The organism is ANME-2 cluster archaeon (genome assembly GCA_014237145.1).
GTDB lineage: Archaea > Halobacteriota > Methanosarcinia > Methanosarcinales > Methanocomedenaceae > Methanocomedens_A.
Genome location: JAAXOC010000088.1, coordinates 29,357 through 52,781, shown reverse-complemented (window position 1 = coordinate 52,781; position 23,425 = coordinate 29,357). Strand labels below are relative to the sequence as shown.

Genomic DNA, 23,425 nt, shown 5'->3' with positions numbered 1-23,425 from the left:
TTGCATACTTCCGGTCATCTTATCAATTGAACCATTGAAACGAATTACTCCGAGCAAGTTTTCTGCCTTCAATGAATGCAAGCTAAAAGCAATTTTGCAATCCAACAAAGCTAACACACTACTGCCTACCCATCCTTCAGCTCATCTTGGGACAGTTATTCATAAAATATTCGAGAAATCAAGCGGTGGAGAAATCACTGGAGATGATGATTTCAAAACTGATTGGGATAGTTATATACAGGAAGAGGAGGTTCAGATGAGTCTTTCTTGGATGGAGAAACATTTTGTACCCCTTGAAAAATCTGTTCAAAACTACGAAGTTAAAAAACAACAATGCTTACTAATTATGCGTAATATGATTCCATCTCAATTACCACATTTTGAGATTACGGGCAATTTCCATACAACAAAATCAGAAGAAGTTTGGTTACAGACTCCAGACGGAAAAGTCGGAGGATATGCAGATGCAATAATATCTACAGATGCAGGAGATGTAATAGTAGACTATAAAACAGGCTCAATAATTGAATCCGAGAATAACTCGCCTGAACCAAGTATTCATGAAAATATTCAATTACAATTAAAACTCTATGCTGCTTTATATAATTCAATGTATGCTAAGTGGCCAGTGTCTTTAAAAGTCGTAGGGACGAATGGAGAATCTTATGAGATTCAGTTTGATGAAGATGAATGTTCAGATTTATTAATTGAAGCTGGTCATATTCTAAAAAAGATCAATTCAATAATCACGAATACGACCGAAAGTTATGAATTGATGTTAAATCGGCTAGCATCACCCTCCCCACAAAGATGTAGGTTTTGTTCCTATCGGCCGGGCTGCCTCCCTTACTGGGAACAGAGAGAGGTTGAACAAGAAATTGATTGGCCGTATGATGTAAAAGGAATAGTTGTAGATAAAAAGAGATTGGGAAATGGACTTATATTAATTACAATCATACCTGACGGTCAGTCTAATACCATAAAAGTTAGGGGTTTGCACCCCAAAAGACATCCAGTTCTTAATAATTCTTATGATAAAGTATTCATATATTCTTTAATTGCAGATAATATCTCCGGCAACTATGAAGAAGGACTTTTTACCACCATCTATTCGATGAGCTGATAAAATGGTATCTCAATCAGTTAATACTCAGGAATTTGCAAATAAAAAATTTAAAATGAAAGAGATTCCTGTACTTTCTTTCTTTACAGGTGGAGGATTTCTTGACTTGGGGTTCGAGCAAGCTGGTTTTAAAATTGTCTGGAACAATGAGTGTAATCCAGTTTTTGCTGACATGCATGAATATGGTATGACGACATGGAGACATTCTTCCAGTCCAAATTCGAAACAAGCGAAGATCAGCGACCGACGTAGTATTGTTGATATAGCTACGTGTGATATTATTGAAGCAGCTTTTCCGCTGAAAATACCAGAACTATTCGGGATGATTGGAGGACCGCCTTGCCCAGATTTCAGCATAGGGGGAAAGAATCGGGGGCATAATGGTATTCATGGCCCTCTATCCAATGTTTATATTGACCGCATATGTGAAATCAAACCAGATTTTTTTTTGTTTGAAAACGTGGCAGGGCTCTTCCGGACCAAAAAACATCGAAAGTTTCTTGCAAAGCTAGAGAATCAGCTTGAAGAAAATGGATACAATCTTGATTTGCGTATTTTGAATGCGCTTGAACTGGGACTACCACAAGACCGCGAGAGATTATTTATCATTGGTATAAAGCATCATCTTTCAGAAACATTTCTTAATCGGGAGTTAGAACAAAAAGAAAGGGGGTGGTTTCCATGGCCTGAATGCCCTCAGTATAAAAATGCAAAAAAAATGTTTGATTGGCCAACTATTGTACAAAAAAATAAGATCCCTGAAAAACCTGCCGGAATACCTGATGAACTAATGATATACCATATACTTAGCGGCAGCAATCCACCAGACAAACTGCCAAATGGAAAAGAAGGATTTAAGCCATATTCAAATAAATTTAATACAATAGAGGAAGGAGATACAAACAGAAAGTCCTTCAAGCGCCTTCACCGTTATAGATATAGTCCAACTGCTTGTTATGGACATAATGAAGTTCATATCCATCCTTGGGAAAAACGGAGGCTTACAGTTAGGGAAACAATGAGGTTACAGGGAATACCTGATACATATATACTACCTTCTGAAATAGCATTAACCCAAAAATATGCTTTGATAGCAAATGGCGTCCCAGTTCCACTTGCCAGACATGTAGCAAAATCACTTTATGATCTTCTGTTGAAAGCATTTATATAACACATTATAAAACAATTAAAAAACTTATTTCAACTGTACCACTTATTTATATTGTTATTTATTCCTTATCTTTGAATAATAATCACAGATTTCAATCAGCGGGCACAAATTATGTTTAGGATTTCTAGCTGTGCATACCTTGGCCCCAAAATCTATTAAAGAATAATTATATTCCCTCGATTTACCCTCTGGTAGGAATTCAGCTATTAAGTTCCACACCCGAATTTTTTTCCTCTCTTCTCCAGTCACTTTAACTGAGAAAACTCTTTCAATAATTCTACCAATATTTGTATCTAATAAAGGAACATCACAATTAAATGCAAAACATAGTACTGCATTTGCAATATAAATACCAACACCTGGAAGTTCTAATAATTCTTTTTTATTATCTGGAATTTTTCCATTATATTTTTCACTCAAGATTTTTGCTAAATTCTGGATTTTAGTGGTTCGTTGGGTATATAAACCTAGTATTTTTATTTCATTTTTTATATCGGCAAAGGAAGCTGTAGAAAGTTTGTCAACATCGGGATATTTCACAATAAACTTATTAAACACTGTAACGACATTTTCAGCTCTTGTTTTTTGTAGTAGTATTTCTGAGATTAATATTGCATATGGATCTAATACTCCTCTCCATGGAAAGTCTCTGTGGTTTTGCTCATACCATTTCAGAAGGGCACCGTTAAAAAAATCTTTTTTTAATGAAAGGTTCATATTTTCCTTATAAAGCTTTAGTTATTTATTCTCATTGTTCAAAATTTGTTTTTTCTACTATTCCTCCAGCTCCCCTGCCATCCCCCTCTGCTCCAACCGCCCTTGTGGTGTGGGGGCTGGCAGGAGCTTTTTGATTAATTAGGCATTCTATAGGATTCATTTCTTACGAAAAGCTGCCAGTATGTCATTTGTATCATAATAGTGTCTATGCCGTACAATTTTTCCGTTCTTGAAAGTGAATACCATCACCCAATCATGGTCGTAACTATGGCCCGTGGACTTTACAATACCACGATTTCTTCCCTCTACAATTACTCGATCACCTTGGGCAGTAAAATCAAATATCTCCATACCTTCCGGTTGTACTTTTTCATATAATTCTTTGAAAAATAAAGAAACCTCTTCACGGCTATGACAAGGTTTGGCCCATGAGATATTCTGTGATTCAGTTCGCGTTACCGGTGATTGCCAATCTACATCGTCTGCTACAAAATCCAGTGCAGCAGGGAGGTCACCCCTGCCAAAGGCCTCAAAGTGTTGCTTCAATAACCGGACATTCTCTTGTTTATTCATCATTCTCCCTCCTCTCTCAAATTATGTGTTAATTATACAAAAAAGGGCTCGTTTTGGGATGCAGATAGTTATGCAGTAATTACTGACAAGATGGGCCTGTGCGAAATGCATGGGATTCTGGCTCGGCTGAGTGTGGGCGGTGTGTGCGAAGCGGGGATGATTGCATGGTTGGGTCTGCCGCCCCATATCGCCTGCCCTTGTGGTGTGCGGGCTGGCAGGCGCTTTTGTGGTACCTCGCTGATACATAGGTATCCAGCGGCCCGGGGGTGCAAAGTGGATGTTATGTTTGTTAGCTGCCGGCGATTGTTAAAATATATTATTTATGAAATATTGCACCGCAAAGGACGAAAAACCAGGGCATTAGAATCCTTTGCGATGAGATACTAATGAACTCCAGCCCCCCCTATTCTTCAGCTCTCCTTCCGCCCCCTCCTCCCTCCACTCTGCCCGGGTGCCCCTCCCGATCTGCTCCAACCGCCCTTGTGGTTTAGGGCTGGTAGGCGCTTTCGTGGTGCCTCGTAGATGCATGGGTGTCAGTGCCCGGACCTCATATTCTACTGTAGAATGATGGGGATTCATGTTCTGTTGGTTGGTGGTGGGGCAGATGTCGCCATATTTATATCTAAAAACACCTAATTAATTGCAAGGTGAAAATATTGATTTTTAAAGTAGTCTTGGAATTAGCTGAAGAGGGTGGCTATGTAGTATATGTACCTTCTCTTCCCGGATGTATTTCTGAAGGTGATAGTAAAGAAGAAGCACTGGAGAACATCAAAGAGGCTATTGAATTATATTTGGAACCAATCGAAAATCCGGTTTTAGCTAATAGTGCCGAAGTCGCTGAAGTTGCTGTCTAGCTAGGTATATCAAATGAAGTTACCAGTCATTTCAGGCGAGAAAGCAATTAAGGCGTTTTTAAATGCTGGTTTTGTAAAAGTCAGGCAGCGTGGAAGCCATGTAAGATTGGAAAAGATTGAAGGTGATGATATAATTAAACTTACAGTTCCATTACATAATCCAATGAAGAAAGAGACCCTAAGTAGATTAATTAAAGATGCTGGTTTAACAATCGATGAATTTGTTAAACTTTTGTGATTTTATACTCTAACTCCTCTTCTTGCTTAACTCAAGCCTGCTACCCATTTCAACGTACTCCAAGCCTCGACTTCCCCCCTTGTGCTATGCAGGCCCATCAGGCGATTTTGTGGTGCCATATGGATGCACAGTTATCTGGCGGTCCGAGGGTGCGGAGTGGATGTTATGTTTGTTAGCTACCGACGGCAGTTAAAATATATTGTATATGAAATACTATGCCGAAAAGATCGCTAAGGACGATAAGCCATGGCAGTAGAATCCTTTGCGCTGAACCAAATAATGAAACTCGGCCCCCATCCATTCTTCAGCTCTCCTGTCGCCCCTCCCGATCTGTTCCGCCCGTCCTTGTGGTGTGGGGGCTGGCAGGCGCTTTTCGATTATTCCTGCGGGCTTTGGGTGCGAAATGGAAATGGATGCTTGGGTGGGTGGTTGCAGGTGGGGGGCTACGCCATGGCTATATAAATAATAAATTAGACAATTAATGTATGAAAAAAATGTGAATTTCATCGAATCAATATTTCCGGTAGATTTTGCTTCGATGACCCGTTTCAATCACTATGATCAACAGACTATCATCAATAATGTCCAATATTACCCGATATTCACCAACGCGGTGAGTGTAAAGAGGATGACTTTTTGTCCCTTTTATCTTTTTTACATAAGAATAGGGGTCATTTTTAATGTCATGAATCGATAGAATTATGCTCTGTGCAACACCTAGAGGGAGCTTTTTAAGATCCATTTTCCCTTTAGATGTGTACTTGACCTTATAGCTCATGACAGGTCAAACTCTTTCTGAATTTCTTCTTCGGTGTGCAGTCGCCCCTGTTTGATATCTTCCAGTGCTTCTTCTATGCCATTTATCGCTTCGTCGCTGAGTGATTCTTCATCAATCGCCATATTTGCCAATCTCTTCACAACGGAGCTATATGATTCACGAGGATAATGTTTTAGAGATGTCAACATATCCTTAACTCTAGGATCTAGGCAGATTGTTGTTGTGGCATTCATATAGTTGCCTATATGATGTTATATGTTTAATATATATTGCTATATACGGTACTTCCCGATCCATTCTTCAGTTCTCCTTCCGCCCCCTCTTCCCTCCCCTCAACCAGGGTGCCCCTCCCAATCTGCTCCAACCGCTCCTGTGGTGTGGAGGCTTGCAGGTGCTTTTGTGGTGCCTCGCGGATGCATGGGTATCCGGCGGTCCTGGAGTGCAGAATGGAAATTGTGTTTGTTCGCTGCTGGAATCTGTTAAAATATATTATTTATATAATACTGCACCGCAAAGATCGCAAAGGACGCAAAGCCAGTGCATTAGGATCCTTTGCGGTGAGATACTAATGAACTCCAGCCCCGTCCCCTCTTCGTCTTTCCCTCCGCCCCCTCTCGCCTTTACTCTGCTCGGGTGCCCCTCCCGATATGCTTCGCCTGCCCTTGTGGTGTGGGGGCTGGCAGGTGCTTTTGTGATGCCTCGTGGATGTATGAATGTCATTGCCCAGACCTCACTATCTGCTGTGAAACGATGGGGATTCATGTTCGGCTGGTTGTTGTTAGGGCAAGTGCCGCCATGGCTGTTGAAATATAAGATATATACGATTTATTCAATAGCAGTTGAATTAAAAAGGTCTAATCATAAACATTTCTTCGATGGCCCATAGCAATAACCACTATTATAAGGTGATTTTCCTGAATATCATATAAAATTCGGTACTTTCCTACACGCAATGACCTAATACCTTTGAACCTGCCCTTCAAAGGCTTACCAGATTTAGGATTCTTTGAAAGTTCCTTTAATCTTTCAATGATTCGCTTCTGAGAAACTCTATCCAATTGAGAAAAAGTCTTATCAAATTTATTTGATAAAATTATACTGTATTCAGCATCCATGTTTACTCAGAAAATCCTCAAATGTTATAAACCGTCCTTCTTTTATGTCCCTTAAACCTTCTTCGATGTTGTTCAAAGTTTCAGGGTCACTCATAATCTCAAGGGTGTCTATTGCTGATTCAATCTCATCATCCAGTTTTTCAAGTGTTCCTAATAGAATATTGACGGCATTTTTATCCTCGACTATTGAATCCATGTGAATCGCCTGAATATAATATACTATCTTCAACTATTTCTAATTCTCCCTTGTTCAACTCACACATTATACTAAAAATAACTAACTCAGCTTATGACTTACAAGAAATCCCTCGCTACGGTCAGATTTACTTGAGTACATAATCTTATAGATATACAATTAAAATTTTTGCTCCCATCCCTTTTTACGCCACCTATCTCCTCCACTCTGCCCGGGTGCTCCTCTCATCTTCACTCTGTCCGAGTGCCTATCCCGCTCTCTCCGCCCGCCCTTGTGGTGTGAGGGCTGGCAGGCGCTTTTGTGGTGCCTCATTGATTAATGTTAAGCTGGTTATTGGCGGGGGAAGTGCCCATATGGCTGCTAAAATATAATTTTCATGAAATAATACATCCCAAAGAACACTAAGGACGCAAAGCCAATGCAACATAATCCTTTGCGATCTTTGCACCCTTTGCGGTGAGATACTAATGAATTCCAGCCGTTTTTATGGCATTGTTAGCATTTATTTGCTTATTCACGCCAATGCTCTGGTTGATTTAGCACATCAGAACATTGAACCTTACCACTTACGCTACCGATAACACCAAAGCGAAGTTCTTTAACCATCCATGCATCCGCATGCTCTTGTTGAATTGGATAAGGTGCATCAAAACCAAGAATACTTGCTGGTTTAAAGCCATGCCGTGGGTAATAATCTGGGTGACCGAGGACAAATACCAGATCAACACCTGATTCTGACAAGCACTTCAGACCTTCATTAATAAGCTGACCGCCAACACCTTGTGATTGAGCAGCAGGAATAACAGCAAGTGGTGCTAGAATTACTGCTGAGATTGAAAGATTTGAATCAATTATTGCCTTTGTGAATAGGATGTGCCCAATGGCCTGATAATCTTTGATTGCGATAAGGGATAATATTGGCATTGCACTTGGATCAACAAGTAAATCATTTACAAGATCTGCTATTTCTTTGCCTTCTTCAGTACCGAAAGCAGCTTTTTCTACAAGTAATACATCATGTAAATCTGATTCTTTAGTAGGTCTTATTTGCAAAATATCTCTCCGTTATTTCTGAATTGGTAACGCCGATGATAAATGGCGCTAACCTTTTGATTGACTGGTTAGCAGATTAAATTTACTGCCATCCCCCAATACCGGAGGAAGTGTATGTTTTTTGAAATACCTCAGGCCTTCAGCCCTCCTCTCGCCTTCACTCTGCCCGGGTGCCCGTCCTGATCTGCTCCACCTCCCTTGTGGTGTGGGGACTAGCAGGCGCTTTTCGGTGCCTCGCTGATACATGGGTACCAGCGGTCTGTGGGTGCGGAGTGGATGTTTTGTTATCCGCCGGCGGCTGTAAAAATATATAGCAATAGAAATACATATGGCACCCCCTACCCCTGCCAACGCAGCCCATTAGGGCGGCAGGTGGCAGCCAACCTTGTTGATTCTTGTTGCCTGGGTCCGGATGGTCTGGAATGTGAAACAGTGTACTGAATATGATTGTGATTTCTGCCTCCCGCCATTTTTTGCTCCATGCGTTGCCCTTAATGTACTTGACCGGACAACTCTTACTCCCAATGCTTTTGGCCGCAATTCAACATTTTATGAGACTACTTTATTTTAGTAAAATCATAGATAAGCAGTGAAGTTAAAATATAGTAAGATAATATATTATCACAAAACTGGAGGACATTATGAATACATTTCTGATTTCCATTCAAAAAGAAGATAAATTCTTTATTGCAAGATGTCCTGAGCTTGGAGTGACATCCCAGGGTGAAACCCTTGATGAAGTACAAATAAACATCAAAGAAGCTATAGAACTTTATATTGAAAGTTTCGGTACAGAAGACCTGCCAAGTGAAACATCAAGACCGTTCTGGACTACTGTAGAAGTTGCTCATGCCTAGATTACCAGTACTGTCTGGAAAGGAACTCGTGACTGCGTTAAAAAAAGCGGGTTTTGTTGAGGTGCGGCAAAAGGGGAGCCATGTCTCAATACAAAAAATCACTCCGGATAAAACCTACAGAACCGTTGTTCCTTTGCATAAAGAACTGGCGAAAGGGACATTGCTAGATATTTTACATCAAACAGGAATGAGTCGAGGTAATCTGTTAGAAATACTTTAATGAATAAGTGAGTGATTTTTAAATTCTTTATGCACCCATAATACATCTTACCTGTACTCTCCAGCCCACGTCCCTTCTTCGACTCTCCCGCCGCCCCCTCTTATCTTCACTCCACCCGGGTGCCCCGTCCCGATCTGCTCCTCCCGCCCCTGTGGTGTGGGGGCTGGCAGGCGCTTTTCGGTGCCTTATGGGTGAATGGGTATCCGGCGGTCCCGGAGTGCGGAATGGAAGTTGTGTTTGTTCGCTGCCAGCGGCTGTTAAAATATATTATTTATGAAATACTGTATAGCAAAGGACGCTAAGAGCCAAAAGAGTCCATATGATTTGTATAGAATATTTGGTTCCAGACTATAATCCAACAGAAGATAGGATTTTCTTGTACTTTATATACTATAAATAGGAGTAAATGGTGTTTATGAAGGAGTTTAAATCAGACCGGGCCAGAGTGAAGATACCAAAAGGGTACCGGATGTCTGTAATAAAAATGTATTTCTGGGTAGGGCTTATTTCAGCACTGCTGCTCAGACTGGTGATCATTGCCGACCATTACGGGGATGTTTATGCACGGATACTATGGTATCTTGGGGTTGTTGGGTATCTGTGGTTCTTTGCGCACAGGTATCATATTGGTAAGCGCAGGTTCGGGGTGATAAGGGACCTGGGATTACTTGAGAAGATAGACCGACGGGAAGCTCTTACTGAAGAGGATTTTGAGGGGTTGAATTATATTATGTGGAGTCTTTCGGTATCGAAGGAGCGTTTGAATTACCTTGTTATCTTCGCGTTTTCAGTGACTGCTATTGTACTGTCGCTTGCGCTGGATTTTGGGATAATAGAATTGTGAGGATGGTTTAGAGTGAAGGGGTGTTGGATTTTTTTGGCGGCAGCCAACCTTGTGGATTTATGTGAACTTTAAAAACCGCCAAGGACGCGGAGTGCGCAAAGCATTTTTACCCCTCTCTGCGTACCTCAGCGAACTCTGCGGTTAGTATTGAACTTATTCCAATCCCTCATCCCTTCTTCGGCTCTCCCGCCGCCCCATACCCAGTGACAGACAGTGCATAGACGATAAGGCCCCATAGTGCAACAAATGCGATAAGTGGATACCCCCTTATGCGATATATGACTTGAACTTGATGCGACTGGCAATAGCACCAGAGATAAGAGCAGGTGTTATTATTGCAAATAAGGTGGCAAGCGGATTAGATATTCAGTACTTTTTTTGCAGTTCCACTAAAGACCATTAACTTCTCAGCTTCGGGCAACTGCAGCGCTTCCACCTTCGTCACTTCATCCTCCATGGAATGATATGGCGAATCCAACCCCATTATAACCCTGTCAGCTCCCAATTCATCCACGCACTGCTGCACCACTTCTACCTGCGGCACCACTGTGGTCTGGATAAATATATTATCATGGGCTGCAGTCACTTCAATGAAGTCGCCGCCCCGCATGTGTGCCAGAATGAACGTAACATCAGGGAATGTCTCTGCAAGGTTGCCAATAAGCTGATTAGGCGATGCCGGCTTGCCGTTGTCGAAAATTATGGGAATGTCAGGCCGTGCGGCCGCCACCCATTCTGCTATCCTGTACACGGTCGCACTGTCAATAGCAAACTTCTGGGCATGGGGATGTAGTTTAATTCCTGACAATCCCAGTTCTACAACACAGCGTCGGGCCTCTGCCACTGCCTACTCCCCCTGGTTGGGGTCAAGGCGTCCAAATCCTATCAGCCTGTCAGGATTCCGGGCCACTTCACTATAGATTTGGTCATTACTTCTGGAAAATGAAATCCCCTGGTCCTCATCATTGAATGGGAACACCACAGCCTTATGAATGCCTGCGGCATCCATCCTGGCAATGATATCACCTGCACTCTGGCTCATGCCGTCGCCTTTATCAGGTCCGCCCAGATGGTTATGGGCATCAATTACTAAAGTCATATAAATTCCTCATTGATTGATTCCTGATTATCTCATTGTAGGCATTATTAATTTCTACTTCATCATGTCGATCTTGGACAGAATCTGTTAAGATCAAACAACTGTGCAACCCCAGCTATACTGATGCCATAGAACACCACTTTCTCTCCTGCCATATCAAGTATCTGTTCGATGGTCCCGTTTACAACTGTAGTTCCTGTGACAAGTGCCAGATCGCACCATTTCAGCACCTCTTTGGCATTCTTGTCACCATCCAGCACGACAACACCAAATTTCTCTTTCCCAATATTCTCCTTATCCAGGTCCAGTATCTTAAGTTCGTGAGATCCGGAGCAACATCGTGCATGTACCGGTTGGAATCCTACCAGTGCTATCCTTGATATTTTGCATCCCTCAAGAAACTCAACCAGATCCTGACCACACTCCTCAGGACCGCGGTCCTTGCAGTGAACACTTCCCTCTATCAGACCAAGATTTCGCATCACTGCATTCAGGGTTGAAATGAAAATTGCCCTCCTGAAGTTGTTATTAAGTTCCATATAGAGAACGTCCTGAAGTGTTCCTTCGAAGTCGCCATGCATATCTGTGAATGCCTGGCCAAAGCTGCCTTTAAACTCTGCCTGCATCAACCGCTCATGCCCTTTTAGTATCGGAAAGTCCTCACTTTCCGGATTTCCTATCGCTTCTTCAGGAGTCAGGGGCTTTGCCCTGATCGTCACAGTCTCATCTAACAGGTTATGCTCTGCTACAATCTTCTCGAATCTATCCTTTATTTCCCTGTACATTTTATTCACCTCTTGCAGTGACAATCAATAGTGCACCCGCTACATCCGTGTTCAGGCTGAAGATCAGCCACCTCATGGACCTCTCCACCATTTATAGTCACTATCCTGTCCCCCATCTCTTTAGCCTCTGCCATGTCATGTGTAACAAGCACAGTTGTGATCCCAAGCCCCCTCTGTATCCTTTTGATCTCCTGCCTGATACAACTGCACATTCCAGTGTCCAGACTGCTGAATGGCTCATCAAGGAGCAGTACCCGCGGCGATACGGCAAGCGTCCGTGCCAGAGCCACCCTCTGGCGCTCCCCTCCGCTCAAATTCTTTGGATAGCGGTCTCTCAGATGCTCGATCTTCATTAACCTGAGCAATTCGTCCACACTCTGTGCAATGTTTTCCCTTCCGCTGCCGTTCACTGCAGGTCCATATCCTATATTGGATGCAACATCAAGATGCGGAAACAGTGCAAGATTCTGGAATAGATAACCGACCCGCCGCTTATCGGTTAACATCCTGTTGACCGAAACCCCGTCAAAGAGCACGCTACCTTCATAATCCACAAGCCCGGCAATGATATTAAGCAGTGTTGATTTTCCTGCTCCGTTTTGACCGATCACGACCAGCAACTCCTTATCAAATATTTCCATGTTCAGACCATTGAATACATAATTACTGATATTCTTCAATTCAATATCCGGCATAATCTACCTCCATTCTTTTGTCATTTTAGTTTCGATATACTGGAAGAACCGCTCAAAGACCAGGCACATTACCGAAAGCACCATCAAGCAGACGATGATAATATCCACCCTAAGCAGACTCTCCGAGCGTATCAGCAGTGCGCCGATGCCTGTCGGGATCGCAACCATCTCAGCTGCTATCACAACACGCCATGCCATACCGGCTTCAAGTCTAAGCCCTGTAAAGATGTTTGGCACGGCAAGCGGCAGGATAATACTGGTCAGTATCTTTCGATCTGATGCACCCAGGGTTCTTGCCGCTTTGATGACATCACTATCAACACTCCTGATGCCTGTGATCGTGTTATAGAGCACAGGAAAGAAGGAACACAAGAATATCAATATGATGGGCAGCATCTCATTGATCCCTATCCAGATCATCAACAGCGGTGCCCAGCCAAGCGTTGGTATTGGATAGAGCAAACTGAATATCGGGTTAAACGACCTGTTCATAATCTGCCTACATCCCATCACAGTCCCCATCATAATACCAGCCATAGAACCAAGCAGAAATCCTGCCAGTACCCTGAACAGGCTGCTTGCAAGATTATTCAGCAGGACCCCATTAACTGTCAGGTGGTAGAATTCCCTTATCACAGCAGAGAATGAAGGGAATATATATTCGGGAACAATATGCAGCCTGACAATGCTCTCCCATACCAGGATAAATATGATGATCGGGATAAGTCCATCCAGTATATTTCGCAGACTTTTTATTTTATTCCACATAAATGGGTCATGGTAAAGAAGATCATTTATTTTAGAACCGTTCCCAAAGTTAGTAAAAAGTCTCATATTTTTGGTTCTCATATATCTTCCCCCAGGAATGTAGTATCCAGCATATCCTCGGCTTTCATACCCTCTTCGATATACCCAAGTTCAACCATGAAGTCGATCATCTCCTGGACAGACCCTGCATCGATTTGGGTGGTGTAATTCAGCCGGCCCATCGATTTTTTAATAATCTCAAGTTCGGTGTCCAGTTCTTCAGCAAGGACTGCAGCCGCTTCATCCGGATCATCATTTATCCGGTCAGTTGCTCTCTGTGTAACCTGAACCAGTTTTCTTACGGTTTTGGGATCGTCTTCAATAAGTTCTTGCTTAACGATCAGGACACTGCCCTGCATATCATCCCACAGTTCATGGCTTGTGATAAGCATGTGAAAGCCGTTGGACTCGGCAGCAGTTGCATGATGCTCAGGCAAAAATGCTGCATCGATCCTGCCCGTTTCCAGGGCAATGACTTGTTTTAAAGGTTCCATTCGCTGGATCCGGACATCCTTGAGATCATATTCCCTGATCATGCGGTTTAGCAGGATATCCACCATGCCGCCTTCCCGCACGCATCCTATGGTTGCACCATTCAGATCAGAGATATTTGTGATATCAGGACTGGCAACCAGGCCATAGCCGTGTTTATGTGATCCGGCAACGATCACCAACGGAACGCCCCTTGAATATGCAAGTATAGCCGGAGACAGACAGATATAGGCAACCTGTATGTCACCCCTTGCAAGTGCACTGGTAAGCTGCATTCCTGTGGCATAGTTCTCGTAAGTTGTTAGATTGATCCCTTCATCTTCGTACCAGTTGTTCTCCCTTGCTACATAAGCACATGCGGCGTGGTCATTGAACTCAACAGCCATGCCGATATCACTGCTTTTCTCCATACAACCTGACGCAAGGACTGCCAGGATGAGTAAACCTAGTAAACCCATCCTCAACAGTACTGGGTAATTACGACGCATCCCCATGCTCCAGGATCGAGTTGGTGATCAGGTCCATAAGATTGATCCCGCCATTGTACCCGATGATCGCCCTCCTTTGATAGCCCACACGGTCATAGACCGGGAATCCAATCCTTGCGAAAGCTATTTTCTCGTCGTCTCCGATATATTTTGCTTGCGAATTTCCCATCAGCAGATCGACGCCAACCGCTTTCACTGCCTCATGCAACTCGTAAAGGTCGCATCCCGAGATAATCTCGATCTCATGCCCTGTCTGGCTTGCGACCGCCTGTACATCCGCAACAAACTCCTTGCTCTCGGTTCCGGTCGCAACGATTGTCGGCTCCATCCCGAGTTCATGCACAAACCGTGCCATTCCAGATGCAACGTCCGGGTCTGCATGGATCGCAACCCTCTTCTGTGCGATCTTGAACTGCACATCGACCATTGCATCAATGAGCCGTCCCCTCTCCTTTCGCAGTTCATCCGGGATCGGTCTTCCCGAAAGGTGGCTCACGTTCCCGATGAACGCATCAGTGTTGGCAACACCGATCGGGCATGAACCTGAAATCATCGGCACCTTGTGCTTGTTCGTAAGATACGTTACCGCGCCTCCGCCTGCATGCTTGCACATGGCGATCGATCCAATCGAGTTGGCTGTGTCAGCGATCTCGGCAAGCGTTGTCCCGCCATCTGGAAACCGCGGTCTTGGCAATATCAGCGGCGCATCAAGGGTTTCTGAGATGTCGGTTAAGATGATCGCTTTTACCCGCATCGCAGCAAGCATGTTCTTGAGTTCCCTGATATCTCCCGGGTTTAAGAGCCCGACAGCGATGTTGATCTTGCTGTTAGGTCCGGTCTGCTCTGCAAGATGCGTAACAAGCGCTTTCACTGCGTTGTCGTATCCTGTGACATGGGAACCGATATAACTCGGTGTATGCACTGGGACCAGTGTGGTAGGTAGGTCGATCTTTCGGAGGATTCCGTTGACATCATCCCCGATCGTCTCTGAGAGGCAGGTTGTGAGAACTGCGATCAGTTCAGGCTGCCTCCTTGCCACAAGCGCGTGTACTCCCTTTACAAGGTTGTCTGCTCCGCCAAAGACCGCAGCGTCCTCGCCAAGTGAGCTTAATGCGATCTCGACCGGCTCCTGGAAATGTCGGTTGAACATCCTCATTGGATAGGCTGCGCAGCCCTGTGATCCGTGCACAAGCGAGATTGCGCCGTGTACGCCGAGCACCGCCTGCATTGCACCGATCGGCTGGCATATCATGCCTGGATTGATCGTGACCGATCTCTTTACCTTTGCCTTTGTTTTCGTCTTTGTCTCTGTTTTCGCTTTCGCTGTTACCTGAGTCATGCTCTTCCCTCGATTAATTTCCATGCCGGATGGTTGATCGTCGTGTGTATGTCCTTTGCGAACTTCAGAAATCCGCTGTACACGGCATACGGTCCTCTCTCGTACGAGTGACCATTGACGAATGGCACCCCGAGTTTGTATGCAAGGAACTTTTCCTTGAGTCCTGAGATGAAGAGGTCGGGCTTGTATCCGATGAGGATCTCCCGAAGTTCCACTGAATTGGGGTTGTCGATCACCAGGGCTCCATCACCGATCCGTTCGATGATCTTCTCATAGTCATCGGTGTGCCCGAACGTCGTTGCAGCGCCTACTACCTCCATTCCAAGTTCCTCCATCAGCTTGATCCAGTGCCACGCACGCGGCGCACCCTGATAGATGAAGACTCGTTTTCCACGGAGTTGTTCTTTGTAATACTCAATTTCAGGTAGTATTTTTGCAACCTCACTCTCTATGACCTCCTCTGCCTTATCTTCAAGACCGAAGAAGGATGCAACATCACGAAGTGCCTTAGATGTCTGCTCAATTCCAAAGAGTGATACCGGCATGTAAGGAAGTTCATATTTCTCTTCCATCAACTGGCAGATATATGGAGTGGAACGCTGGCAGTGCATGACATTCAGCTTCGCTCTGTGCGCCATGGCAAGATCATCGATCGAAGCATTTCCTGTGAATGTGCAGAGTATTCTAAGTCCCATCGCTTCGAATAACGGAGCAATGATCCACAGGTCACCCTGGATATTATAGTCACCGATGATGTTTATGTCATACGGAGTAACTTCGTCGGGTTCTTTTGTGCCCACGATACGCTCAAAGATAACATCGTTTGCAATGTGGTGTCCGAGTGACTGGCTGACGCCCCGAAAGCCTTCGCAACTGAACGGGATCACAGGAACTCCGATCTCTTTTGATGCCTGCTTGCAGACATTATTTATATCGTCCCCGATAAGTCCGATCACGCATGTCGCATAGACGAACACACCGTTCACATCAGGAAAACGCTCGTATGCTTCAAGGATCGCTTTGTGCAGTTTCTGCTCTCCACCAAATATGATGTTTGCTTCCTGCATACTTGTCGAAAAGCAGTACTTCCGGTGGAATTCCGTGTTATCGGACAGGTTCTGCCTGCGTCCCCCGCCCCATGTGTAGAAAGCACAGCCAATGGGTCCGTGTACCAGATGTATGACATCTTTTACCGGACCCCCGACCACGCCCATGCATCCTGCATAGGTGCATCCGCGCTCGGTCAGGTCACCAGGCGTTGTCTGGACATTGCACGCCGGTACGATGGATTCACCTGACTTTTTAATGTAGGTATGTTTCTCCCGTTCAGGTATCGGTTTATCACATTCAAGTAATGTCAGCGGCATGATCTCCTCCTTGTAATATCAGGCTTAGAGTCTGAGTTACGATTGTAGTTACAATTATTGTTACAGTGCATCATTACCCCGCTCTCCTGTCCGGACACGGACCGCATCGTTCATAGGACAGACAAATATCCTTCCATCACCGATCATTCCGGTCCGGTTGGTCTGCATGATCAACTCAACCACTGGTGAAACGGATGCATCATCCACCACAAGGGTGAGCATCCTTTTCGGAAGGAACCTGATAGTTGCTCTTTTATCATCGGGTGTGATATTGCCAAGCGGATTGATGTATAATCCTTTCTGTTTCCCGCGGCCGTAGACGAGGTTGGCAGTAAGGCAGGTATATCCCGCCTCTGCCAGGGCATCCTTGGTTAGCTGTATCTTATTCATCCGGAGGACGGCTATCACTTCTTTCATAGTCCCATCTCGCCTGTACGGATGGTATACGCCTCATCTATCGGACCGATAAAGATCTTACCATCACCGAAACTTCCTGTTCGTGCACTTTCTTCGATGATTCTGACAATTTCATCGCTGTCATCATCATTGACAGCTATCATCAGCATCACCTTTGCCAGTTCATCATAAACGGTCGGTCCGATTTGTATACCCTTCTGCTTACCCCTGCCAAAGACATCGATCCTGGTAAATGCAGAGAAGCCCTTAGCATCGAGACTGTCCACCACTTCATCCACTTTTTCGGGCCGTATGATCGCTCTTATTAGCTGCATAACATCACCCTGTCTCAAACGACCCCGAATTCGGTCATCATGCCTTCCAGTTCATCCATCGTGATCGGCTCAGGGATCACAAATTTATCATTTTCGAGGATGTTCCTGGCCAGTGTGCGGTATTCATCTGCCTGATTGCAGGTCGGGTCGTACTCGATCACGGTCTTTTTCCGTATCTCTGCCTGCTGGACGATGTTGTCCCTTGGCACAAAATGCACGAGGTGACTCCCGATGCGCTCGGAAAACGCTTCCATTAGCGCCAGTTCGTTCTCGACATTGCGGCTGTTGCAGATAATGCCTCCAAGCCTGATCTCACCTTCTTCTGCAAACTTGACGATTCCCTTGCAGATGTTGTTGGCAGCATATAGAGCCATCATCTCCCCGGATGCCACGATATAGATCTCCTTTGCATATCCCTCACGCATCGGCATGGCAAATCCGCCGCAGACCACGTCACCAAGGACATCGTAGAAGACAAAGTCAAGATCTTCGTCATATGCGCCCAGTGTCTCAAGCAGTTTTATCGCGGTGATCACACCTCTTCCAGCGCAACCAACGCCTGGCTCAGGTCCTCCTGCCTCGACGCATTTTATTCCCTTGAAACCTTCATGCAGGATCTCTTCAAGCGTCACATTCTCTGCCCCGACCTCTCGCAGAGTGTCAAGTACGGTGGGTTGTCTTCTTCCGCCCATCAGCATACGTGTCGAATCTGCCTTCGGGTCGCACCCTATCTGCAGGATACTGCTGCCCATATCTGCAAGTGTTGCAGTCAGGTTCTGAGTGGTCGTTGACTTGCCGATGCCACCTTTCCCATACATTGCTATTTGTCTCATTTGCGTGTCTCCAATATATGTTGTATTTATATACTGTTATATCATACAACGGAAGTCAATTGTAGAGATAATATTATATAAAAGTTTCTATCAAAAAAATATAAATCTATAAATATAAATTAATATAAATGTTTTCAGAAATATTAATCGACATCAATAGACTAATTATAAAAAAATATATAATCAATATCAAAATAATGTAATGATTTTAGGTACTAAAAAACAATCTTAGATTTGGCGATATATTTAATGAAAAACAAGTCCAGGGCATTTCAGGTGTCAAGACAAAATTCTATTTGCAAACTTCAGAATATTATGCTGTAAAGGTCCTAAAATATTGTATTCATTTCACTATAATCCATTATCAAACTGACCGGATGTGTTGTCACTTCAATCCCCTTTTCAACCAATACCGCCAGAGGGTTAACTCCGGCATATATGGGTATTCCAATTTTACCCGGACTGATGGGGGCAGAAAGAACTGTATCCCCTGCATGAATATGTCCGATAACACCACCGATATCTGCCCCATTAAGCAGGGAAATAATATCCATGATTTTTTCATGAGCAATAATAGGGGCTTCCCTAAGGTTGCCCAGAAGTAGGCCGCTATCATTTTCCAATATACCCATAACATCTGTCATCCTTTTAGACATGAATATCGTGATCGGGTCAAGTGAAGTCCCAGTATATGATATCAAATCTGTGAAACGCACAGGTGTACCATTATCTACCTGGATGATACCTCCATATTTGGTCTCAATAGGAATACCCTGTTTAAGAAGGACCCCATCAATGGTTAAAGCGCATATGGTAGCAATCCCTACTGATCCTTGCGGGATGGCGATATTAGAAACATTTTCCCCTCCTTCAAAAATATGGCACCTTGGACTGACCGTATAACCTTTCTGGATAACGGTATGGATCAATTCCTTATTTCTATCCAGATCATCTTGATCCATAATAGACAGATTGATGATTATGTTCCCGCTTTTTTTATAGGGATCAAAAGTCGTACTGTATAGCATTTCATGGATACGGCTGATGACAAAACCCATCCTATCCCCGACAAGAGCATTGTTTATCTCAGCAATCCCCTTTTTTGTAATGATCCTTCCGGAATAGCCTACCCTTTGGGTAAATCCATTGGCATCCAGTATCTTCAGGTGATACCTGACACCCCTTTCCCCCAGGGAATATCCCCTACCATCCATTTTATCAGCAATCAGCCGTGCACCTATAGGATCATTGTTTTCATAAATTGTTTTCAATATCCCGATTATTAATCTTTGGGTAGTAAATTCAGTCATATGCTCCAATCCCGGATTTCACATATCAAGATAATTAAGTCGGTAAACTACTATAGATTTTATAATATATAGTATTAACTATTCATCCCTTTGAACCCATACTGGCAAGACCATAGATATTGCCAAAGGCAATATCAGGAAGCAGGCCCCTGCACATAAGCACTGTTTTGCCAACAACTTCAAAACCCATAATTGTCAGTATATCCCATGCCCCCGTATTCTGTGCAGGTACATCCACCAGTATACGCTGGTCGTTGCCATCTACAATGGCCCCTTTTAAGAGGTCAAGTGCAGAATCTTTATTGTATGCCTCCCACGGCCCTATGGTCCAGTGGTCATCCACCAGTCCGAATCCCAGCCATGCACCCTCATTGAATACATAAGAGCGGTTTGTCAGCATCCGAGATAGCATCAGCGACCTATCCTCACGCCAGTACTTACTATCCATAGCAAGCACAAGTTCAAGATTCCTGTTAGTCCCAGGCACATTAAGGGTCATAACTTTATGTTCCCACCTGTTGATGTTCGATACTTTCCTGAACCCGAATTCTGAATATAATCCCACTGCCATTGGAGATGCGCACAAGAAAATTGTAGGCAAGGAGGACAAGTGTCGCAGACCCCTGCAAAAAAGGGCTTTCCCGAATCCCTTGAGGCGGTATTTTTTCTCAACAATCAGATTACCTATCCAGCCGCTGTTGGGATAAGTGAATGTCATAACGCCCCCCACTACTTTTTTATCTGCAATAGAGGTAAAACATCCGCCAGGATTAAGCTTATGGTAAAGTTCGAATTCAAATATTTCTGATGACCACCCCTCAACATGTGCCATATCAAGCAGGATACCAAGATCATCAGTTTCCATCTCCCTTAAATACATTATCTGTAATCCCCATATTTAACGTAGGTATTTTCCTGTCCCGTCCCCTAACTTATAGTAGGCCGCTTCGAACAATAGCATCACTGGAGCAAGCTTGAAACCTATAACTAGTACTGTACCAGGAATGAACAACATCATACTTCCCATATCAACAAGGGAGCCTAATAGTTTTTCAACTGAAAAACTGAATCCCGGAAACATGAAAATAAAAAAAAAGGAAAGGACGCTAAAGCGCGTCCTCGCCAATCTCGGAGGTTCTGATACGTATGGCTGTTTCAATAGGGATTACGAATATCTTACCATCACCGATATTTCCAGTGGCAGCCGTATCCCGGATGATCTTGATCACACGATCCACATCCTGCTCTAACAACACGATCTCAATCCTGGTTTTTGGAAGCAGGTCTACGCAGTATTCCCTTCCGCGCCACTGCTGGACAAGTCCTTTCTGCTGTCCGCGTCCTTTGACCTCGCTCACAGTAATACTCACAAATCCAGCATCACTCAGCGCGGTTTTTACATCTTCCAGTTTCATTGGTCGTATAATTGCCTCTATCTTTCTCATTTCACTCATTAAAGCTCACCTCACTCGATTATGTATTCGGGGTACGCCCGTATCCCGTGTTCTGTAATGTCCAGTCCTTCTATCTCCTCAGTCTCAGACACACGTAGTCCTATGATCACATCGATGATCTTGAACACGATAAAAGCCACCACAAATGCCCAGATAATGGCTGCGAGTGCTCCTATAGCCTGGATCACGAACTGGCTCACACCACCGTACAACAATCCGGGTGCACCTGCCGCATATACTGCATCTGCAAGTATTCCGTTACCCATGCCAACAGAGAATATCCCGACTGACAGGACACCCCATGTACCGCAGTAACCGTGTACAGCGATCGCACCGACCGGGTCATCGACCTTGAGGACGGATTCATTGAACATCACACCGGCATAGACGATTGCGCCTGCAATAAGGCCGATAAGGATCGCTGCCCAGTTCTCAACAGAGCCGCAGGGCGCGGTGATCGCGACAAGTCCTGCAAGCACACCGTTCGCAGTGAGCGATGGGTCTGGCTTTCCGGTCTTTGCCCATGTAATAAGCATTGCGATCACAGCAGCAGCAGCAGCTGCAAGGAATGTATTTACAACCACAAGGTTCATGTAAGCGTCGCTGCCGTCAAGGGTCGAGCCACAGTTAAAACCGAGCCAGCCCCACCATAGAAGCAGCGTTCCAAGGAATGCAAGCGTAATGCTGTGACCTGGAATAGCTACAGGTTTCTTATTTTTGAACTTGCCGAGCCTGGGACCCAGTACGATCACACCGGCAAGGGCTGCATAGCCACCGATCGAGTGTACGACCCCTGAGCCTGCAAAGTCATGAAAACTTGCACCGGCCAGTTGGACGAGCGGACTTCCATCCCCTGTCAGAAGTGCGAGATCAGCTCCGGACCATACCCAATGTCCGTAGACAGGGTAGATGATCGCAACGAGCAGCACGGTGAAGACCAGGTATGCTTTAAACTTAGTTCGCTCTGCCATGGCACCTGATACGATAGTCGCACCTGTCGCTGCAAAGACCATCTGGAAGAACCATGAGTTCCAGAGAGCGTTATCAGCACCGCTCAGGAAGAACTGGCTGAATCCGAAAAGACCTGCGACGTCATCTCCGTACATGACTGCCCAGCCCACCAGCCAGTAGATCAGGACACCGAGACAGATCGTCATCAGGTTCTTCATGAGGATATTTGCGGTGTTCTTTGTCCTGGTGAGCCCGGCTTCAACAAGCGAGAAACCGGCATGCATCAGGAAGACAAGCCCACCACACATCAGCAGCCAGACAAATGTCAGAGCGGTCTGCACACTGATGATCGAGTCGGTATTTTCATCAACGGTTGCCGCAGATACGGGCGCGACAAGCGTCATGATTACAGTTCCAAGTATTAGTGATAGTAATACTACACTGCAACATTTTTTGATAATATTATTTTGCACCATATATTTAATGCCTCCATCTTATAAGGTATACGGCTGGTTACTGTAGATCTTATATTATTTAAATTTAACTATCTTCACTTAAAACTCCTTTTGAATCTTTCGTCCAATTTTTGGATCCAGCAAATGCTGCCATCTACTGTTTAGTTTTATGCTAAAAGTAAACTTTTTAATGGGTGGGGATTTTTAGACTGCCACAATTGGGATTTTTTACATCGCCAATGACATCATTTCCTGACATGCCAATTGTTCTATAGGGTACAGGAATGTGTTTGTTTGCAACTGCAAATCCATAAACCATTTAACACAAAAAAATGTATTTATAAGCATAGATTTATAATAATAGTATAAAATTCAAGCCACAGGATTACGAAATTTGAGGTTTTATCAGCAAATCCAGATATTTTATTTTGTTTTCATACAAACTGTACTAAATTATGCCGTCACACATCGTTGATTTTCCTTATTACGTGGTGAGTAGATACTACTCCGTAAGTATAATTTGGAACTCTATATGACTGCCACAGAGCTCACAGAGAGAGGAGTTTGGGGCAGATAAAACACCTCTGTGCACTCTGTGGCAGAAAGTTACAAAAAACAGATATGATTTAGTAGAAACACACACTCAATAGAAAAAACACATGTTGCAAAAAAGATTCTTGACTTCCCAAGTGCGCCGAATTTTACAGCTTCAATAAAGCTGTTTCAGATTCCCGGCCCAGGCTTTCATCACCACCGCTTCAGACAACCGTTCATTTTTATACCAAAACGCAACGGTTGAATTTTTGAATTAATGGAGAGTGGGTGGTGATTTAAGTCAATAAATCCTTAAGGTGAAGGTAGCCCAATCCACAAATAA

At 44.2% G+C, this 23,425-nt stretch carries 33 protein-coding genes; 7 read left to right on the top strand and 26 right to left on the bottom strand.

Features of this window, described 5'->3' with window-relative positions; genetic code table 11:
- Nucleotides 1-34: 34 nt before the first annotated feature.
- Together HF974_11385 and HF974_11380 are read left to right on the top strand one after the other, a co-directional pair.
- A complete protein-coding gene (locus tag HF974_11385; protein ID MBC2698910.1) occupies nt 35-1,123 on the top strand; it encodes a hypothetical protein in 1,089 nt (362 codons plus the stop codon).
- A gap of 4 nt (nt 1,124-1,127) precedes the next feature.
- On the top strand, nt 1,128-2,294 hold the full coding sequence (locus tag HF974_11380; GenBank protein MBC2698909.1) for a DNA cytosine methyltransferase: 1,167 nt from the start codon (nt 1,128-1,130) through the stop codon (nt 2,292-2,294).
- A 54-nt stretch (nt 2,295-2,348) separates the two neighbouring features.
- On the opposite strand, the gene HF974_11375 is transcribed toward HF974_11380, so the two are convergent.
- The 3 genes from HF974_11375 to HF974_11365 form a co-directional block, all read right to left on the bottom strand.
- Nucleotides 2,349-3,011: an A/G-specific adenine glycosylase gene (locus HF974_11375; protein MBC2698908.1), complete on the bottom strand. Its 663-nt coding sequence runs from the start codon at nt 3,009-3,011 to the stop codon at nt 2,349-2,351.
- A gap of 156 nt (nt 3,012-3,167) precedes the next feature.
- The gene (locus HF974_11370; protein MBC2698907.1) at nt 3,168-3,584 is read right to left on the bottom strand and encodes a nuclear transport factor 2 family protein; all 417 of its coding nucleotides are present in this window, start codon (nt 3,582-3,584) and stop codon (nt 3,168-3,170) included.
- Nucleotides 3,585-3,944: 360 nt separating this feature from the next.
- Entirely contained in the window at nt 3,945-4,163 is a 219-nt protein-coding gene (locus HF974_11365; protein ID MBC2698906.1) for a hypothetical protein, read from the bottom strand.
- Between the two features lie 77 nt (nt 4,164-4,240).
- On the opposite strand from HF974_11365, the gene HF974_11360 reads away from it, so the two are divergent.
- Complete coding sequence (locus tag HF974_11360) at nt 4,241-4,441, top strand: type II toxin-antitoxin system HicB family antitoxin (GenBank protein ID MBC2698905.1); 201 nt, start codon at nt 4,241-4,243, stop codon at nt 4,439-4,441.
- 13 nt (nt 4,442-4,454) lie between these two features.
- A complete protein-coding gene (locus tag HF974_11355) occupies nt 4,455-4,679 on the top strand; it encodes a type II toxin-antitoxin system HicA family toxin (GenBank protein ID MBC2698904.1) in 225 nt (74 codons plus the stop codon).
- A 511-nt stretch (nt 4,680-5,190) separates the two neighbouring features.
- Here HF974_11355 and HF974_11350 read toward each other — a convergent pair.
- From HF974_11350 to HF974_11320, 7 genes are all read right to left on the bottom strand, one after another.
- The gene (locus HF974_11350; protein MBC2698903.1) at nt 5,191-5,457 is read right to left on the bottom strand and encodes a type II toxin-antitoxin system RelE/ParE family toxin; all 267 of its coding nucleotides are present in this window, start codon (nt 5,455-5,457) and stop codon (nt 5,191-5,193) included.
- On the bottom strand, nt 5,454-5,690 hold the full coding sequence (locus HF974_11345; GenBank protein MBC2698902.1) for a hypothetical protein: 237 nt from the start codon (nt 5,688-5,690) through the stop codon (nt 5,454-5,456). Before HF974_11345 ends, HF974_11350 begins: the two co-directional genes overlap by 4 nt.
- 256 nt (nt 5,691-5,946) lie before the next feature.
- On the bottom strand, nt 5,947-6,177 hold the full coding sequence (locus tag HF974_11340; protein ID MBC2698901.1) for a hypothetical protein: 231 nt from the start codon (nt 6,175-6,177) through the stop codon (nt 5,947-5,949).
- A 134-nt stretch (nt 6,178-6,311) separates the two neighbouring features.
- Nucleotides 6,312-6,572 carry a type II toxin-antitoxin system RelE/ParE family toxin gene (locus tag HF974_11335; GenBank protein MBC2698900.1) on the bottom strand — a complete coding sequence of 87 codons (261 nt, stop codon included), beginning with the start codon at nt 6,570-6,572 and terminating at the stop codon, nt 6,312-6,314.
- Nucleotides 6,562-6,768: a hypothetical protein gene (locus HF974_11330; protein ID MBC2698899.1), complete on the bottom strand. Its 207-nt coding sequence runs from the start codon at nt 6,766-6,768 to the stop codon at nt 6,562-6,564. Before HF974_11330 ends, HF974_11335 begins: the two co-directional genes overlap by 11 nt.
- A gap of 510 nt (nt 6,769-7,278) precedes the next feature.
- Nucleotides 7,279-7,821, bottom strand: coding sequence for an N-acetyltransferase (locus HF974_11325; protein MBC2698898.1), 543 nt, complete (start codon nt 7,819-7,821; stop codon nt 7,279-7,281).
- Nucleotides 7,822-8,181: 360 nt separating this feature from the next.
- Complete coding sequence (locus HF974_11320; GenBank protein ID MBC2698897.1) at nt 8,182-8,346, bottom strand: hypothetical protein; 165 nt, start codon at nt 8,344-8,346, stop codon at nt 8,182-8,184.
- A gap of 116 nt (nt 8,347-8,462) precedes the next feature.
- Here HF974_11320 and HF974_11315 point away from each other — a divergent pair, with 116 nt between their 5' ends.
- From HF974_11315 to HF974_11305, 3 genes are all read left to right on the top strand, one after another.
- A complete protein-coding gene (locus tag HF974_11315; protein ID MBC2698896.1) occupies nt 8,463-8,678 on the top strand; it encodes a type II toxin-antitoxin system HicB family antitoxin in 216 nt (71 codons plus the stop codon).
- Nucleotides 8,671-8,898 (top strand): type II toxin-antitoxin system HicA family toxin, encoded by a 228-nt coding sequence (locus HF974_11310; protein MBC2698895.1) that lies wholly within the window; start codon nt 8,671-8,673, stop codon nt 8,896-8,898. The genes HF974_11315 and HF974_11310 overlap by 8 nt, the downstream gene beginning before the upstream one ends.
- A gap of 415 nt (nt 8,899-9,313) precedes the next feature.
- Nucleotides 9,314-9,742: a hypothetical protein gene (locus HF974_11305; protein MBC2698894.1), complete on the top strand. Its 429-nt coding sequence runs from the start codon at nt 9,314-9,316 to the stop codon at nt 9,740-9,742.
- Between the two features lie 358 nt (nt 9,743-10,100).
- On the opposite strand, the gene HF974_11300 is transcribed toward HF974_11305, so the two are convergent.
- The 16 genes from HF974_11300 to HF974_11225 all read right to left on the bottom strand — a co-directional run bounded on the left by HF974_11300 (nt 10,101) and on the right by HF974_11225 (nt 22,569).
- On the bottom strand, nt 10,101-10,586 hold the full coding sequence (locus tag HF974_11300) for an amidohydrolase family protein (protein ID MBC2698893.1): 486 nt from the start codon (nt 10,584-10,586) through the stop codon (nt 10,101-10,103).
- A 3-nt stretch (nt 10,587-10,589) separates the two neighbouring features.
- Nucleotides 10,590-10,841 carry a hypothetical protein gene (locus tag HF974_11295; GenBank protein ID MBC2698892.1) on the bottom strand — a complete coding sequence of 84 codons (252 nt, stop codon included), beginning with the start codon at nt 10,839-10,841 and terminating at the stop codon, nt 10,590-10,592.
- Between the two features lie 62 nt (nt 10,842-10,903).
- Complete coding sequence (locus tag HF974_11290) at nt 10,904-11,626, bottom strand: hypothetical protein (protein MBC2698891.1); 723 nt, start codon at nt 11,624-11,626, stop codon at nt 10,904-10,906.
- A gap of 5 nt (nt 11,627-11,631) precedes the next feature.
- Nucleotides 11,632-12,321, bottom strand: coding sequence for an ABC transporter ATP-binding protein (locus HF974_11285; GenBank protein MBC2698890.1), 690 nt, complete (start codon nt 12,319-12,321; stop codon nt 11,632-11,634).
- A 3-nt stretch (nt 12,322-12,324) separates the two neighbouring features.
- Entirely contained in the window at nt 12,325-13,089 is a 765-nt protein-coding gene (locus HF974_11280) for an ABC transporter permease (protein MBC2698889.1), read from the bottom strand.
- A 77-nt stretch (nt 13,090-13,166) separates the two neighbouring features.
- Nucleotides 13,167-14,108, bottom strand: a complete 942-nt coding sequence (locus tag HF974_11275) for an ABC transporter substrate-binding protein (GenBank protein MBC2698888.1) — start codon at nt 14,106-14,108, stop codon at nt 13,167-13,169.
- Nucleotides 14,098-15,447: a hypothetical protein gene (locus tag HF974_11270; protein MBC2698887.1), complete on the bottom strand. Its 1,350-nt coding sequence runs from the start codon at nt 15,445-15,447 to the stop codon at nt 14,098-14,100. Before HF974_11270 ends, HF974_11275 begins: the two co-directional genes overlap by 11 nt.
- Nucleotides 15,444-16,814 (bottom strand): nitrogenase component I subunit alpha, encoded by a 1,371-nt coding sequence (locus HF974_11265; protein MBC2698886.1) that lies wholly within the window; start codon nt 16,812-16,814, stop codon nt 15,444-15,446. Before HF974_11265 ends, HF974_11270 begins: the two co-directional genes overlap by 4 nt.
- Before the next feature lie 60 nt (nt 16,815-16,874).
- Nucleotides 16,875-17,231, bottom strand: a complete 357-nt coding sequence (locus tag HF974_11260) for a P-II family nitrogen regulator (GenBank protein ID MBC2698885.1) — start codon at nt 17,229-17,231, stop codon at nt 16,875-16,877.
- Nucleotides 17,228-17,545 carry a P-II family nitrogen regulator gene (locus HF974_11255; protein ID MBC2698884.1) on the bottom strand — a complete coding sequence of 106 codons (318 nt, stop codon included), beginning with the start codon at nt 17,543-17,545 and terminating at the stop codon, nt 17,228-17,230. The genes HF974_11260 and HF974_11255 overlap by 4 nt, the downstream gene beginning before the upstream one ends.
- Before the next feature lie 14 nt (nt 17,546-17,559).
- The gene (gene cfbC / locus HF974_11250; protein MBC2698883.1) at nt 17,560-18,378 is read right to left on the bottom strand and encodes a Ni-sirohydrochlorin a,c-diamide reductive cyclase ATP-dependent reductase subunit; all 819 of its coding nucleotides are present in this window, start codon (nt 18,376-18,378) and stop codon (nt 17,560-17,562) included.
- A 329-nt stretch (nt 18,379-18,707) separates the two neighbouring features.
- Complete coding sequence (locus HF974_11245) at nt 18,708-19,688, bottom strand: DUF128 domain-containing protein (protein ID MBC2698882.1); 981 nt, start codon at nt 19,686-19,688, stop codon at nt 18,708-18,710.
- A gap of 82 nt (nt 19,689-19,770) precedes the next feature.
- The gene (locus HF974_11240; GenBank protein MBC2698881.1) at nt 19,771-20,568 is read right to left on the bottom strand and encodes a GNAT family N-acetyltransferase; all 798 of its coding nucleotides are present in this window, start codon (nt 20,566-20,568) and stop codon (nt 19,771-19,773) included.
- Nucleotides 20,569-20,586: 18 nt separating this feature from the next.
- Nucleotides 20,587-20,769: a hypothetical protein gene (locus HF974_11235; protein MBC2698880.1), complete on the bottom strand. Its 183-nt coding sequence runs from the start codon at nt 20,767-20,769 to the stop codon at nt 20,587-20,589.
- A 25-nt stretch (nt 20,770-20,794) separates the two neighbouring features.
- The gene (locus HF974_11230) at nt 20,795-21,142 is read right to left on the bottom strand and encodes a P-II family nitrogen regulator (GenBank protein MBC2698879.1); all 348 of its coding nucleotides are present in this window, start codon (nt 21,140-21,142) and stop codon (nt 20,795-20,797) included.
- 11 nt (nt 21,143-21,153) lie between these two features.
- Nucleotides 21,154-22,569, bottom strand: coding sequence for an ammonium transporter (locus HF974_11225; protein MBC2698878.1), 1,416 nt, complete (start codon nt 22,567-22,569; stop codon nt 21,154-21,156).
- Nucleotides 22,570-23,425: the final 856 nt, after the last annotated feature.

Excerpts from the sequence above, each read along its gene's own strand:
- HF974_11380 (MBC2698909.1), top strand. The coding sequence starts at position 1,128 with ATGGTATCTCAATCAGTTAATACTCAGGAATTTGCAAATAAAAAATTT.
- HF974_11375 (MBC2698908.1), bottom strand. The coding sequence starts at position 3,011 with ATGAACCTTTCATTAAAAAAAGATTTTTTTAACGGTGCCCTTCTGAAA.
- HF974_11370 (MBC2698907.1), bottom strand. The coding sequence starts at position 3,584 with ATGAATAAACAAGAGAATGTCCGGTTATTGAAGCAACACTTTGAGGCC.
- HF974_11365 (MBC2698906.1), bottom strand. The coding sequence starts at position 4,163 with ATGAATCCCCATCATTCTACAGTAGAATATGAGGTCCGGGCACTGACA.
- HF974_11355 (MBC2698904.1), top strand. The coding sequence starts at position 4,455 with ATGAAGTTACCAGTCATTTCAGGCGAGAAAGCAATTAAGGCGTTTTTA.
- HF974_11350 (MBC2698903.1), bottom strand. The coding sequence starts at position 5,457 with ATGAGCTATAAGGTCAAGTACACATCTAAAGGGAAAATGGATCTTAAA.
- HF974_11345 (MBC2698902.1), bottom strand. The coding sequence starts at position 5,690 with ATGAATGCCACAACAACAATCTGCCTAGATCCTAGAGTTAAGGATATG.
- HF974_11340 (MBC2698901.1), bottom strand. The coding sequence starts at position 6,177 with ATGACATTCATACATCCACGAGGCATCACAAAAGCACCTGCCAGCCCC.
- HF974_11335 (MBC2698900.1), bottom strand. The coding sequence starts at position 6,572 with ATGGATGCTGAATACAGTATAATTTTATCAAATAAATTTGATAAGACT.
- HF974_11330 (MBC2698899.1), bottom strand. The coding sequence starts at position 6,768 with ATGGATTCAATAGTCGAGGATAAAAATGCCGTCAATATTCTATTAGGA.
- HF974_11315 (MBC2698896.1), top strand. The coding sequence starts at position 8,463 with ATGAATACATTTCTGATTTCCATTCAAAAAGAAGATAAATTCTTTATT.
- HF974_11310 (MBC2698895.1), top strand. The coding sequence starts at position 8,671 with ATGCCTAGATTACCAGTACTGTCTGGAAAGGAACTCGTGACTGCGTTA.
- HF974_11305 (MBC2698894.1), top strand. The coding sequence starts at position 9,314 with ATGAAGGAGTTTAAATCAGACCGGGCCAGAGTGAAGATACCAAAAGGG.
- HF974_11295 (MBC2698892.1), bottom strand. The coding sequence starts at position 10,841 with ATGACTTTAGTAATTGATGCCCATAACCATCTGGGCGGACCTGATAAA.
- HF974_11290 (MBC2698891.1), bottom strand. The coding sequence starts at position 11,626 with ATGTACAGGGAAATAAAGGATAGATTCGAGAAGATTGTAGCAGAGCAT.
- HF974_11285 (MBC2698890.1), bottom strand. The coding sequence starts at position 12,321 with ATGCCGGATATTGAATTGAAGAATATCAGTAATTATGTATTCAATGGT.
- HF974_11280 (MBC2698889.1), bottom strand. The coding sequence starts at position 13,089 with ATGTGGAATAAAATAAAAAGTCTGCGAAATATACTGGATGGACTTATC.
- HF974_11275 (MBC2698888.1), bottom strand. The coding sequence starts at position 14,108 with ATGCGTCGTAATTACCCAGTACTGTTGAGGATGGGTTTACTAGGTTTA.
- HF974_11270 (MBC2698887.1), bottom strand. The coding sequence starts at position 15,447 with ATGACTCAGGTAACAGCGAAAGCGAAAACAGAGACAAAGACGAAAACA.
- HF974_11265 (MBC2698886.1), bottom strand. The coding sequence starts at position 16,814 with ATGCCGCTGACATTACTTGAATGTGATAAACCGATACCTGAACGGGAG.
- HF974_11260 (MBC2698885.1), bottom strand. The coding sequence starts at position 17,231 with ATGAAAGAAGTGATAGCCGTCCTCCGGATGAATAAGATACAGCTAACC.
- HF974_11255 (MBC2698884.1), bottom strand. The coding sequence starts at position 17,545 with ATGCAGCTAATAAGAGCGATCATACGGCCCGAAAAAGTGGATGAAGTG.
- cfbC (MBC2698883.1), bottom strand. The coding sequence starts at position 18,378 with ATGAGACAAATAGCAATGTATGGGAAAGGTGGCATCGGCAAGTCAACG.
- HF974_11245 (MBC2698882.1), bottom strand. The coding sequence starts at position 19,688 with ATGACTGAATTTACTACCCAAAGATTAATAATCGGGATATTGAAAACA.
- HF974_11240 (MBC2698881.1), bottom strand. The coding sequence starts at position 20,568 with ATGTATTTAAGGGAGATGGAAACTGATGATCTTGGTATCCTGCTTGAT.
- HF974_11235 (MBC2698880.1), bottom strand. The coding sequence starts at position 20,769 with ATGTTTCCGGGATTCAGTTTTTCAGTTGAAAAACTATTAGGCTCCCTT.
- HF974_11230 (MBC2698879.1), bottom strand. The coding sequence starts at position 21,142 with ATGAGTGAAATGAGAAAGATAGAGGCAATTATACGACCAATGAAACTG.
- HF974_11225 (MBC2698878.1), bottom strand. The coding sequence starts at position 22,569 with ATGGTGCAAAATAATATTATCAAAAAATGTTGCAGTGTAGTATTACTA.